Source organism: Pseudomonas sp. SORGH_AS_0211, assembly GCF_031453455.1.
Taxonomy (GTDB): Bacteria; Pseudomonadota; Gammaproteobacteria; order Pseudomonadales; family Pseudomonadaceae; genus Chryseomonas; species Chryseomonas aestiva.
Map to the genome: position 1 here is coordinate 3491695 of NZ_JAVIZV010000001.1, position 12410 is coordinate 3504104.

The 12410-nt window shown below is 66.4% G+C and carries 10 protein-coding genes; 5 read left to right on the forward strand and 5 right to left on the reverse strand.

The window, feature by feature from the left end; genetic code table 11:
- Positions 1-18: 18 nt before the first annotated feature.
- The gene (locus QE393_RS16175; RefSeq protein WP_310044657.1) at positions 19-2358 is read right to left on the reverse strand and encodes a DNA polymerase II; all 2340 of its coding nucleotides are present in this window, start codon (positions 2356-2358) and stop codon (positions 19-21) included.
- 209 nt (positions 2359-2567) lie between these two features.
- Here QE393_RS16175 and QE393_RS16180 point away from each other — a divergent pair, with 209 nt between their 5' ends.
- Together QE393_RS16180 and QE393_RS16185 are read left to right on the forward strand one after the other, a co-directional pair.
- Complete coding sequence (locus QE393_RS16180; protein ID WP_273806651.1) at positions 2568-3260, forward strand: 3'-5' exonuclease; 693 nt, start codon at positions 2568-2570, stop codon at positions 3258-3260.
- 94 nt (positions 3261-3354) lie between these two features.
- Positions 3355-4398, forward strand: coding sequence for a zinc-dependent alcohol dehydrogenase family protein (locus QE393_RS16185; RefSeq protein WP_310044659.1), 1044 nt, complete (start codon positions 3355-3357; stop codon positions 4396-4398).
- A gap of 6 nt (positions 4399-4404) precedes the next feature.
- Here QE393_RS16185 and QE393_RS16190 read toward each other — a convergent pair whose 3' ends face one another.
- Complete coding sequence (locus QE393_RS16190; protein ID WP_178083908.1) at positions 4405-4896, reverse strand: hypothetical protein; 492 nt, start codon at positions 4894-4896, stop codon at positions 4405-4407.
- A gap of 401 nt (positions 4897-5297) precedes the next feature.
- Between QE393_RS16190 and QE393_RS16195 the strand changes: the two genes are divergently transcribed.
- A complete protein-coding gene (locus QE393_RS16195) occupies positions 5298-6317 on the forward strand; it encodes a branched-chain amino acid aminotransferase (RefSeq protein WP_310044660.1) in 1020 nt (339 codons plus the stop codon).
- A gap of 966 nt (positions 6318-7283) precedes the next feature.
- On the opposite strand, the gene QE393_RS16200 is transcribed toward QE393_RS16195, so the two are convergent.
- The 3 genes from QE393_RS16200 to QE393_RS16210 all read right to left on the reverse strand — a co-directional run bounded on the left by QE393_RS16200 (position 7284) and on the right by QE393_RS16210 (position 10170).
- Positions 7284-7847, reverse strand: a complete 564-nt coding sequence (locus QE393_RS16200) for a DedA family protein (protein ID WP_133861417.1) — start codon at positions 7845-7847, stop codon at positions 7284-7286.
- Between the two features lie 9 nt (positions 7848-7856).
- Positions 7857-8963, reverse strand: coding sequence for a calcium:proton antiporter (locus QE393_RS16205; protein ID WP_017638648.1), 1107 nt, complete (start codon positions 8961-8963; stop codon positions 7857-7859).
- Between the two features lie 106 nt (positions 8964-9069).
- Positions 9070-10170: an acyltransferase gene (locus QE393_RS16210; protein WP_273806655.1), complete on the reverse strand. Its 1101-nt coding sequence runs from the start codon at positions 10168-10170 to the stop codon at positions 9070-9072.
- A 228-nt stretch (positions 10171-10398) separates the two neighbouring features.
- Here QE393_RS16210 and QE393_RS16215 point away from each other — a divergent pair, with 228 nt between their 5' ends.
- Positions 10399-11349, forward strand: coding sequence for an adenosine deaminase (locus tag QE393_RS16215; RefSeq protein ID WP_133861420.1), 951 nt, complete (start codon positions 10399-10401; stop codon positions 11347-11349).
- Positions 11350-11351: 2 nt separating this feature from the next.
- Entirely contained in the window at positions 11352-12158 is an 807-nt protein-coding gene (gene hisN / locus QE393_RS16220) for a histidinol-phosphatase (RefSeq protein ID WP_310044662.1), read from the forward strand.
- The last annotated feature ends 252 nt before the right edge of the window (positions 12159-12410 follow it).

Sequence of the window (12410 nt, forward strand, 5' to 3'; positions counted from 1 at the left end):
CTCCCACTTCCGACCGCGCTAGAACAACCCCATCTGCCGATCCAGCAACCGATCGAAACGATCGCCAACGAAGGGCAGGATGGCGTCGGCCACCGGGGCCAGCTGGCGCTGCACATAGTGGTCGTAGTCCGGCGGCGCATGGGGCAGTTCGGCCGGTTCGGCGCCGGCGATGGTGATCAGGTAGCTGATCCAGCCGCCGCGGCGAAAGCGGCTGCGGCGTCCCAGGCGGGCGTTTTCCGCCTCCAGCAGCCGCGCCGCGCGGACCTGGGGCGAGAGGTTGCTCTGGTACTCCTCCAGCGGCCGGCGCAGGCGCTTGCGATAGACCAGCAGGTCGTCGAAGTCGCCGGCGCGGGTCTGGGCGACGAAGTCACGCACATAGTCCTCGTGGGGCGCGCCGGTGAAGATGCGCAGATAAAGCTCGCGCTGGAAGCGCTGGGCCAGCGGCGACCAGTCGCTGCGTACCGTCTCCAGGCCCTTGAACACCAGTTCCGGCTGACCATCGGCACCAGGTCGCAGCCCGGCGTATCTTTTCTTGCTGCCCTCCTCCGCGCCGCGGATGGTGGGCATGAGAAAGCGGCTGAAGTGCGTCTCGTACTGCAGCTCCAGGTGGCTTTCCAGTCCCAGCTCGACCTGCAGCTGCTCGCGCCAGTGGGCGTTGACCGCCGCCACCAGGTCGCGACCGATGCGCTCGGCCTCGGCCTCGGCTTCGGCCTGGGCGCGCCCGAGCCAGACGAAGGTGGAGTCGGTATCGCCATAGATCACCCGATGACCGCGCGCCTCGATCAGCTCGCGGGTCTGGTGCATCACCGCGTGGCCGCGCAGGGTGATGGACGAGGCCAGGCGGTGATCGAAGAAGCGGCAGTGCGGGGTGCCCAGCACGCCATAGAAGCTGTTCATGATGATCTTCAGCGCCTGGGCCAGGGGCGCGTTGCCGGCGCGCTTGGCGGCGTCGCGCCCCTCCCAGACCCGCGCCACCATCTCCGGCAGGCAGTGCCGGGTGCGATGGAAGCGCGCGCCGCGAAAGCCCGGCACCGTCTCGTCCTCGGGCAGCGCCAGGCCCTCCACCAGGCCCACCGGATCGATGAGAAAGGTGCGGATCAGCGAGGGATAGAGGCTCTTGTAGTCCAGCACCAGCACCGAGTCGTAGAGCCCGGGCCGGGAATCCATGACGAAACCGCCGGGGCTGGCCTCGGGCGGCTGGGCACCGAGATTGGGCGCGACGAAACCCTGGCGGTGCATCAGCGGCAGATAGAGGTGGTAGAAGGCGGCGATGGACGCGCCGTGACGCTCCAGCGGCAGACCGGTGACACTGGCCCGCTCCAGCAGGAAGCGCAGCAGCCCGGTCTTGGCGAAGATCCGCGTGACCAGTTCGCAATCCACCAGGTTGTAGCGCGCCAGGGCGCTCTTCTCGCCGGCGAACATGCGGTTGATCGAGGCCATGCGGTCGTGGGGATTGTCGATGGCCTTGCCCTCGCCCAGCAGGCTGCGGCTGACGTTCTCCAGGCTGTAGGAGGGAAACACCCAGGTCGCCGACTTGAGCGCCTCCACCCCGTCGATGATCGGCCGTCCGGCCAGCAGGGCGTGGAAGGGCCGGCCCTGGCCGCCCGGTTCGTAGCGATCGTCCTCGGCGGCGCCACGGCCCAGGTGTAGCGGCACAGCCAGTTTGCGGGCGTGCTCGTGGAGCACGCGGATGTCGAACTGCAGCACGCTCCAGCCGATGATGACGTCAGGATCATGGCGCGCCATCCAGGCGTTGAGGCGTTCGAGCAGCGTGGCGCGGTCGGCGACGTATTCTAGGTCGAAGTCCACCGCGGCGTCTTCGCCGGTAGGGGGACCGAGCATGTACACCTGGCGCTGGCCGCAGCCGTGCAGACCGATGCTGTAGAGCTCGCCGCGCTCGCTGGTCTCGATGTCCAGCGACAGGGTGCGCAGCGTGGGGCGATAGTCGGGATCCGGCCGCAGGGGCGCGCCGTCGGGGGTGGGCAGCGTCACCGGCGCGGTGATGAAGCGTTCCATGAGAAAGCGATCCGCCGGGGCGATGTCCGTCTCGTAGACGTCGATGCCGGCGGCGGGGAGGCGCTGCTCCAGTTCGCGCAGGGTGCGATAGCGCGGCGCATAGAGCCCCAGGACGGGGCGCCGCTGAAAGTCCTGCAGCGCCAGCTCGCGGATCTCCACCCCGGCTGGCAACAGGCGCTCGATGTCCGCCCGTCGCGCGGCCGGGGCGAAGGCCACCGCCTGCTGCGCCGGCACGCGTAGCTGGTGCGGACCGTTATCGGTGGCGAACCAGAACACCAGCTCCATCCCGGTGGAAGTCTCGCGCCAGAGGCGTGTCAGCAAGAAACCCTGGACGGCGGCCAAAGCAATGGCACTCCTCGACATGGATGAAGCGCCTATTCTCGCAAGGCCAGCCGGTACCGGCGACCTCGGCGCGCCAGGTGGTCCGCTCGTCGCCCCCGCCGAACGGCCTGTGTCCTGTGGCGATGATCTTGCATCGAATGCCCACACCCGTCGTGGAGCCGACTTGTCGGCTTTTGGGCGCATCCTTGGTTATAGCTGTCAGGCCGTGTATGAATCCGTTGTCGTCGTCTTTTTCCAGCGCTGTCCCACCCCGCTACAACGCCCAGCAAGCACGGGTGCGCGAGCAGGCGCGTCGCTGGCTGGAGCAGGACGTCCTGGTGCTGGATACCGAGGCGACCGGGCTGGGCGAGGATGCCCAGCTGATCGAGGTGGCGGTCATGACCCTCAGCGGCCGGGTGCTGCTCGATACCCTGGTCCGCCCGAGCATCGCCGTACCGCGCGAGGCGACCCTGATCCACGGTCTGACCGATGCCCACCTGGCCCAGGCGCCACGCTTTCCCGAGGTGTTCGCCGGCCTCTGGCCCCTGCTGCAGGGCCGCACCGTGCTGGCCTATGGCATGGCCTTCGACTATCGCCTGCTGGCCCACAATGCCCGCCGCCACGGCCAGGCCCTGCCGCCGGAACTGGAGCGCGAGACGCCACCGGTACAACTGGTGGATGGCACCCGTCTGCACTGCCTGATGCAGCTCTATGCGCACTTCTGGCAGGAGCCGAGTCTGGACAGCCGCAGCCAGGACGGCTGGCGCCGCAAGTCCCTGGCTATGGCCGCGCGCCAGCAAGGCGTCGCCGTGCAGGAAACCCATCGCGCCCTGCCCGATTGCCGGCTCAAGGCCGCCCTGGTGCAGGCGCTGGGTGACGAGGCGCCGGCTACCTGGAGCGGGCTGCAGGCCCTGGCGGGCTAGCCGAGCGGCGGTCCGCCGGCAACACCGGCACGCAGACAGGCTGAATTCGTGCGGCTTGCCATACTGGAGGCATCATCCAGCCCGAGGCCCCGCCATGAAAGCCGTCGTCTATGAAGCCTTTTCCGCGCCACCCCGCCTGACCACGGTCGCGGACCCCACCCCCGAGCCCCACGGCGTTGTGCTCAAGGTCATGGCCACCGGCGTCTGCCGCAGCGACTGGCACGGCTGGGTCGGCCATGACAGCGACATCGAGCTGCCCCATGTGCCGGGCCACGAACTGGCCGGGGTGGTCGAGGCGGTGGGCAGGGACGTGACACTCTGGCGCATCGGCGATCGGGTGACGGTGCCCTTCGTCGGTGGCTGCGGAGCCTGTCCGCAATGCCATGCCGGCCACCAGCAGGTCTGCGATCACCAGTTCCAGCCCGGCTTCACCCACTGGGGGTCCTTCGCCCAGTACGTCGGCGTCCACCAGGCCGATCTCAATCTGGTCGCCTTGCCCGAGCAGCTGGACTTCGCCACGGCGGCCAGTCTCGGCTGTCGCTTCGTGACGGCCTTTCGTGCGGTGGTCGATCAGGGCCGGGTCAGCGCCGGCCAGTGGGTGGCAGTGCACGGCTGCGGCGGCGTCGGCCTCTCGGCGATCATGATCGCCCGCGCCCTGGGCGCCCAGGTGGTGGCCATCGACATCACCGCCGACAAGCTGGCCCTGGCGCGTCGTCTCGGCGCGGTGGCGATGCTGGATGCCACCCAGGTGGCTAGCGTACCCGAGGCGGTGCAGGAGCTCACCGGTGGCGGTGCGCACGTCTCCCTCGACGCCCTGGGGCATCCCACCACCTGCTGCAACTCCATTGCCAGCCTGCGCAAGCGCGGCAGGCACGTTCAGGTCGGGCTGCTGCTGGGTGACCAGGCGACCCCGGCGCTGCCGATGAATCTGGTGATCGCCCGGGAACTGGAGATCCTTGGCAGCCACGGCATGCAGGCCCATCGCTACGACGTGCTGATGGCCATGCTGCGCCAGGGCACCCTGGCACCGGAGCAACTGATCGGCCGCGAGATCAGCCTGGCCGAGTCCGGCGCGGCGCTGATGCACATGGACACATTCGCAGGCACCGGAGTGACTGTCATCACCCGCTTCGACTAGCCCCGGCTAATCCGCCTCCGCCGCCTGCAATACCCAGCGCAGGCCCTGCAGGTCCTCGGCGGTCAGGGTTTCGCGCAGGCGACAGAGGCGATAGTGAACGCGGGTGTTCATGGCCACCCACTCCAGATCCTGGCGGGTGGGTTGGGCGACGAAGTATTCGCCGTAGCGCTCGTCCAGCCCGGCCATGCGGTACTGGCCCTTGAGCGGCAGGTAGATCTGGCCGTTCATCTCCCAGCGACTGGCGCTGCAGCCATTGAAGCGCACCTTGTCGCCAAAGGTGGAGAGCTGGGTGCGGAAATCGGTGGTGGCGTTGCCGGCACTGGTCTTGAACTGGCTGGCAATGACGCTGAAGACGATGCCTTCCGGCGAGGGCGCGCCTCGCCATTCGATGACCCGGCGATTGAGCGCCGCGTCGAATCCATCGGTGAAGATACCGGCGGCCTGCGCCGTGAGCGTTGGCAGGGTCAAGGCACCCAGCAACGCCATCATTGTTTTCAAAACGAGCTCCTGGTGATGACCCCACCCTCCAGCCTGAGGCAGCAGGCCGAGGCGGCAAAGGGCCAGCTTCAGATTTTGGAGACCCGATTGGCTGAAAGGTGCCCCCAGCGGTCCGGATAAGCGGTATCTTTCACACTCTAGGCTCTGTACGAAAAGTGCCTGCGCTCGGTGATGCTGCGTTAAAAATCAGCTCGGAATGCTCATTTACCACTCGTAAACTCGTTCGCGAGCCCGGTCCGCTTCCTCGCCGATTTTTGCCTTGCCTGACCTTCGCTCGGCGACTTTTCATACAGAACCTAGCGACGAGCCCGCCTCGTCCACCCCCTTGAACCGTCGCCGGCGAGGCGTACGGCCCGACCACGAAACGACCGGCCACGCGCCGGAGAGCACTGCGAGGATCTATGAGCGCTGCGGACATCGATTGGAAGACCCTCGGTTTCGACTACATCAAGACCGACTTCCGCTATATCGCCACCTATCGCAACGGCAGCTGGGGACCCGGCGAGCTGACTCGCGACAACCAGCTGCACATCAGCGAAGGCTCCACGGCCATCCACTACGGCCAGCAGTGCTTCGAAGGCCTCAAGGCCTATCGCTGCCAGGACGGCTCCATCAACCTGTTCCGTCCCGATCGCAACGCCGCGCGCATGCACAAGAGCTGCGCCCGCCTGCTGATGCCGCCGGTCCCCACCGAGATGTTCATCGACGCCTGCCAGCAGGTGGTCAAGGCCAACGAGGCCTGGATCCCGCCGTACGGCACCGGTGGCGCCTTCTACCTGCGTCCCTTCGTCATCGGCGTCGGTGACAACATCGGCGTGCGTACCGCCCCCGAGTTCCACTTCGTGGTATTCGGCATCCCGGTCGGCGCCTACTTCAAGGGCGGCATGACCCCGCACAACTTCGTGATCTCCGGCTACGACCGCGCCGCGCCCCAGGGTACCGGTGCCGCCAAGGTCGGCGGCAACTACGCCGCCAGCCTGATGCCCGGCGCCCAGGCTAAGGCCGAAAGCTTTGCCGACTGCATCTACCTGGACCCCCTGACCCATAGCAAGATCGAGGAAGTCGGTTCGGCCAACTTCTTCGCCATCACCGGCGACGGCAAGTTCGTCACCCCGCGCTCCGAATCGGTGCTGCCGGGCGTGACCCGCATGTCGCTGATGGACCTGGCGCGCGAGCGGCTGAACCTGGAAGTGGTCGAGGGCGATGTCCATATCGACCAGCTCGACCAGTTCGTCGAAGCCGGCGCCTGCGGCACGGCGGCGGTCATCACCCCCATCGGCGGCATCCAGTACGGCGAGAAGCTGCACGTCTTCCACAGCCTGACCGACGTCGGCCCGGTGACGCGCAAGCTCTACGAGGAACTGACCGGTATCCAGACCGGCGACAAGCCGGCGCCCGAGGGTTGGATCGTCAAGGTCTGACGTGGGGGTTGGTTTGAAGAAGGCGCCTCAGGGCGCCTTTTTTGTTGGAGAAGGGGTTGGCGGTAGGTTGGGTTGAGCGCAAGCGAAGCCCAACGCTACGGTGCTACAGGCTTGGCTTTGTCGGTGCCTTGGCTGCTTATCGAGTGCTTTGACGGTTTTGATTTCGCCCACCCGGGCGAGTCACTTTTGCCAGTCGCGGCTGCGCGCCCCGGACAAAAGTAACCAAAAACGCTTGCCCCGGACATCCGGTCCTACGCTGCGCTCCGGGTGATTCGCTGCGCTCACCCTTCGGGCCAGCCTGCGGCTGTTACTCCGCTTCGCTACGTTTCACTCACGCCAGCGCCGTTCCGGGGTCGGTCCAGATGGGCCGTCCATGGCCCACTGGACCTCTCGCCGCATCCCTGCGGCTCGACCCACTCCACGACGCTGGCGTTCGCCCTCCTGAACGGGGCGATTCGCGTGCCTGATGCCTTGGGTGCAAACCGGTAGTGTGGACAACGGCGCAGCCTTGTCCACGCGTTAAGCGTTACTCCCTCAGTGGAAAACGCTACGCGGTTTTCCACGCTACAACCTGTGAACACCCAAGTATCAGGCTTGCGCCCCGCCCCCGTCAGTGAGGCCGAATGCAGGCGTTGCGTAGGGGGATGCGAGGCAGGACGCCGAGCAAGGCGCGAGGGGCAGGAGGCCCCTTCGTGCCGTGCCCCGGAGCGGCGCCGGAGCGCGGGAAACGTAGCGAAGCGGAGTAACAGCCGCAGGCTGGCCCGAAGGGTGAGCGAAGCGAATCACCCGGAGCGCAGCGAAGGGCCGAAACGTGGGGACAAGCGTTTTTGGTTACTTTTTTGGCGTTTGAAAAAAGTGACTCGCCCGGGTGAGCGAAACAAAAACCATCAAGGCACTCGATAATCAGCTAGAGCCAGGTGTTGGACTTCGCTTGCGCTCAACCCAACCTACGCAGCCGCCTTTCCCCTACACCCTCTCCCGCCGCCGCAGGATGGCGCGGGCGCCGATGAACAGTACCGCCACGCAGATCGCCGCCGCAAAGAACCACCGCTTCGACACATGATGCTCGGCGAAGAAATCCCGCAGGATCTCGCCCACCGCATAACCGATGCCAGTCATGAAGAAGCCCCAGAGCAGCGCGCCGATGATGTTGAAGAACAGGAAGCGCCGCGGGCGTACGCCGCTGGCGCCGATCAGCAGCGGGCCGATCAGGCGGAAGCCGTAGGCGAAGCGGATGCCGATGATCCACAGTGCCTCGTGGCGATGGATGCGGCTGCGCAGCCAGTCGATGCGCGCCTGCTGGCGCTTGAAGCGACCGAGGATGCGGTCGCCGTAGCGCCGCCCGAGAAAGAACAGCGTCTGGTCACCGATGAAGCCGCCCAGGGCCACGCAAACGGCCGTGAGCGGATACAGCAGGTAGCCGTGGCGGGCGGCGATGCCGGCCAGGATGGCCACGCCATCGCCCTCGATGAGGGCGCCCAGGACGGCGGCTCCGTAGCCGTAGTTGCTGATGACCTCGCTGTCGATCATGGCGCGTCCCTAGAGACCGAGAATGGTCAGCATGATGAAGGTGCCGAACAGCACGAAGTGGGTCATGCCCTCGATGGCGTTGGTCTCGCCGTCGTTGAGGTTGATGGCGGCGACGATCAGGGTCACGGCCATCATCACCGTCTGCACCGGGGTCATGGCCATCTGGATCGGCTGGCCGTTGTACAGGGCGATGGCTTCCACCACCGGCACGGTGAGGATCACGGTGGACAGGCTGGCACCCAGGGCGATGTTGATCACCGACTGCATGCGATTGGCCATGGCCGCGCGCAGGGCGGTGAGGATCTCGGGGCTGGCGGAGATCACCGCCACCACCAGCGCGGGGACCAGCGCCGGCACGGCCAGGCCTTCCAGCCCGGTATCCAGCGACTTGGACATCACCTCGGCCAGCGCCCCGGTGGCGACGATGCCGACGATCAGCATGGCGATGGACAGGGTGGCGCTGCTTTCACCATGGCCAGCGGTGGCGGCTTCGCCCTCGACCGCCGGACGCTTGCGCTTCTTGTCCGGGTAGTTGTAGCTGAAGAAATAGCTGTGCGGGCCGGTCTGCATGCGCAGGAACAGGGTATAGAGCAGCGCCATGGCGCCGATGGTGAAGAAGGAATAGACGTGCCACTGGGCCGAGGGGATGAATTCCGGCACCAGCATGGAGATGCTCACCGCGGTGATGATCATCACCCCGTAGCTGCGGCTGGAGTCGTCGTTGTAGGGCTGCTCGCCGTGCTTGAGGCCACCGAGCAGCGCGGCCAGGCCAATGATGCCGTTCATGTCCAGCATCACCGCGGCATAGATGGTGTCGCGGGCCAGGGTCGGCGAGTGGTCGTGGCTCATCATGATCGCCAGGATGATCACCTCCACCAGCACGGCGGAGAGGGTCAGGATCATGGTGCCATAGGGATCGCCAACCTTCTCCGCCAGCAGTTCGGCGTGATGGGCCACGCGCATGGCCGCGCAGATGATGGCGGCGATCAGACCGCCTGCCGCGATCAGCGCCAGGGTCTGGCCACCGCCGAGCAGGGCGTGTTCGAACACATAGGCCAGCACCGTGGCGCCGATGGCGACCAGCAGCAGGGTTTCGTCTTTGAGGGCGGCAAGCATGGAAAGGGGCGTCCTTGGTTGAGCAATGCCTTGTTACGACCGCCGTAGACGGTAAAACGCTCGCACCTTGATACAGCCCTGACCTGATCGCCCGCGCGGCCGCTCCTCAGCCCACCCGGGGGCGCGGCGCCAGGCGCTTCCACACCGCCTTGGTGCCCGTGGCGCAGGCCTGGCGATAGCCCAGGGCATGGCGCTCCACCAGGAACCAGGAGACCACCGCCAACGGCAGGGTGATGCCGATCGAGAGCAGCACCAGGGTCCAGGCCTCGATGCCGGGGATCACCGCCGCCAGGGTCTGCTGCACCGGGAAGGAATAGATGTAGAGCCCGTAGGAATAGTCGCCCACCTCGTTGAAGGCGCGGATGCGCCCGCCCGGGACGAAGGCGAGGTAGAGCAGCACGTAGCCCAGCGTCAGGTTGTAGACCAGGAAGAAGCTGTCACGGTCGGGGGTGGCCACCGCCAGCAGTGCCACGGCGGCGGCGAACAGCGCGCGCGACAGGGGAATGTAGCCGCGCAGCACATAGAAGGCGCCCCCCAGAAAGAACATCTGGAACAGCCGCAGCAGGTGCGATTCGCTGGCGAAGAAGTAATAGGCGAACAGCTTGAACAGGACCGCGCCCGCGGCGAACAGCAGGATGGCCCGCTGGAAGTGCCGGCTGTCCAGGCGCAGCCAGAGCACGGCCAGCCACAGCAGCGCCAGGGCGCCGTACATCCCCACCTCGAAGGGCAGCGTCCACAGCGAACCATTGACGATGGTCTGCAGCGGATTGCCCTCGAACAGCCCGGGCAGGTCGAATTCGGCGCCGGCGATCAGCCCGGTGTTCTTCAGCAGATAGAACCAGGTCTGGGGATCGCTCAGATAATCCTGCAGCGGTGCCCGGGTCAGCCAGGCGCCGAGGCCGAGCACTGTCAGCATCAGCATCACCAGCAACCCTGGCACCACGCGCAGGGCGCGGCCCCAGACGAAGTCGATGATGTCGGCGCGGCTGAGCAGACTCTTGGTGACCAGGAAACCGCTGGTGATGAAGAAGATGTCGACCGCGATGTCGCCGAGGGTCATGCCCAGGCTCTCGCGTCCGGGTTCCGCCGTGGCGGTGCCACTGGAGATGGCGAAACTGTGGCTGAAGACCACGGCGAGCGCCGCGATCATGCGAATCAGATTGAGATTGTTGTTCTTGCCGCCAACGTAATCCTGAACGGTCTGCACGGATACCTCACGTCTGGTGTTTGGAGCCATGCGTCCCGATTGTAGTCAGATCCGGACCCAATGCAGGCGTTATGGCCTTTTGCTGGCCCAAAGCGTGGAATGCTGGGAATTTCTAACCGACGAAGCCACCGTACATCGGTCAGCGGGAACCCGGATGCCTGCGGAAAACCCGGCAAAGCGTGCGACAATCGTCCATCTTTTTCCGATTCAAGCTATCCCGAGGCTCCCATGTACGACTGGCTCAACGCCCTGCCCAAGGCCGAACTGCACCTGCACCTGGAAGGCACCCTGGAGCCCGAGCTGCTGTTCAAGCTGGCCGAGCGCCATGGCGTCGCCCTGCCCTGGGGCGATGTCGAAGCCCTGCGCGCCGCCTACAACTTCGGCAACCTGCAGGAATTCCTCGACCTCTATTACGCCGGTGCCGACGTGCTGCGCACCGAGCAGGACTTCTACGACCTGACGTGGGCCTATCTGCTCAAGTGCAAGGAACAGAACGTCATCCACACCGAGCCCTTCTTCGATCCCCAGACCCACACCGATCGCGGCGTTCCCTTCGAGGTGGTGGTGCGCGGCATCACCCAGGCGCTGAGCGACGGCGAGCGGCAGCTGGGCGTGACCAGCGGGCTGATCCTGAGCTTTCTGCGGCACCTGTCCGAAGACGCCGCCCAGGCCACCCTGGACCAGGCACTGCCGTTCCGCGACCACTTCGTCGCCGTCGGCCTGGACAGCTCGGAAAAGGGTCATCCGCCGAGCAAGTTCAAGCGCGTCTTCGCCCGCGCCCGTGCCGAAGGCTTTCCGGCCGTGGCCCACGCCGGCGAGGAAGGTCCGCCGGAATACATCTGGGAAGCCCTCGACCAGCTCGGCGTGGTGCGGATCGACCACGGCGTGCGCGCCTTCGAGGACGAGCGGCTGATGGCCCGTCTGGTCGACCAGCAGATCCCGCTCACCGTCTGCCCGCTGTCCAACACCAAACTCTGCGTGTTCGACGACATGAGCCAGCACACCATCCTCAAGATGCTCGACCGCGGCCTCAAGGTCACCGTCAACTCGGACGACCCGGCCTATTTCGGCGGCTACGTCACCGAGAACTTCATGGCCCTGCACGAAGGCCTGGGCATGACCCAGGAGCAGGCCCGGCGCCTGGCGCAGAACAGCCTCGACGCCCGCCTGGTGAAATGAGCATGACCCTGACCGCTGCCGAGATTTCCTACTACGAACGCTTCGCCGAGCGCCTGGCCGACGCCGCCGCCGTGGCCATCCAGCCCTACTTCCGCGCCCAGCTGGCGGTGGACGACAAGGGCGACGCGGCCATCGCCGGCCGCCGCTACGACCCGGTGACCATCGCCGACAAGGCCGCCGAGCGGGCCATGCGCGAACTCATCCAGGCCGAGCACCCGGATCACGGCATCCTCGGTGAGGAAGAGGAGAACGTCGCCGGCAGCAGTCCCCTGAGCTGGGTGCTGGACCCCATCGACGGCACCCGCGCCTTCATCACCGGCCTGCCGCTGTGGGGCACCCTGGTGGCGCTCAACGACGGCAGCCGTCCGGTGATCGGGGTGATGAACCAGCCCTTCACCGGCGAGCGCTACCTGGGTACCCCCGCCGGCGCCTGGCGCAACGGCGCGGCCCTGCGCACCCGCGCCTGCGCCAACCTGGCCCAGGCTCGGCTGATGTGCACCAGCCGCGACATCTTCGACACCCCCAAGCGCCTGGCCGCCTTCGACGCCGTGGCCGCCGAGGTGCAGCTGGCCCGCTTCGGCGGCGACTGCTACGCCTACTGCATGCTGGCCTCGGGCTTCGTCGACGTCATCATCGAAGCGGGCCTGCAGCCCTACGACGTCCAGGCACTGATCCCCATCATCGAAGGCGCCGGCGGCCGCATGACCGCCTGGGATGGCGGCGATGCCCAGCAAGGCGGCGCCATCCTCGCCTGTGGCGATCCAGGGTTGCATGCGCAGTTGGTGGAAAGGTTGAAGCACCTGGCGTAGGACGCCTGCTTTCTTAGATTCGGTTGAGCGGAGCGAAGCCCAACACTGCCCCCTGCTCGAACTAGGCACGTTGGGCCCCAATGATAGAGCCGTCTCGATCCGAGCTAGGCGACTGCAACGTAGGTTGGGTTGAGCGCAGCGAAGCCCAACATTACGTGTGCGTCAGGTCTGGCTTATGGGTGTTCTGGCTGCATATCGAGTGCGTTGATGGTTTTTGTTTCGCCCACCCGGGCGAGTCACTTTTGCCAATCG

Coding starts and splice junctions, on each gene's coding strand:
- QE393_RS16180 (WP_273806651.1), top strand. CDS start 2,568: ATGAATCCGTTGTCGTCGTCTTTTTCCAGCGCTGTCCCACCCCGCTAC.
- QE393_RS16185 (WP_310044659.1), top strand. CDS start 3,355: ATGAAAGCCGTCGTCTATGAAGCCTTTTCCGCGCCACCCCGCCTGACC.
- QE393_RS16195 (WP_310044660.1), top strand. CDS start 5,298: ATGAGCGCTGCGGACATCGATTGGAAGACCCTCGGTTTCGACTACATC.
- QE393_RS16200 (WP_133861417.1), bottom strand. CDS start 7,847: ATGATCGACAGCGAGGTCATCAGCAACTACGGCTACGGAGCCGCCGTC.
- QE393_RS16205 (WP_017638648.1), bottom strand. CDS start 8,963: ATGCTTGCCGCCCTCAAAGACGAAACCCTGCTGCTGGTCGCCATCGGC.
- QE393_RS16215 (WP_133861420.1), top strand. CDS start 10,399: ATGTACGACTGGCTCAACGCCCTGCCCAAGGCCGAACTGCACCTGCAC.
- hisN (WP_310044662.1), top strand. CDS start 11,352: ATGACCCTGACCGCTGCCGAGATTTCCTACTACGAACGCTTCGCCGAG.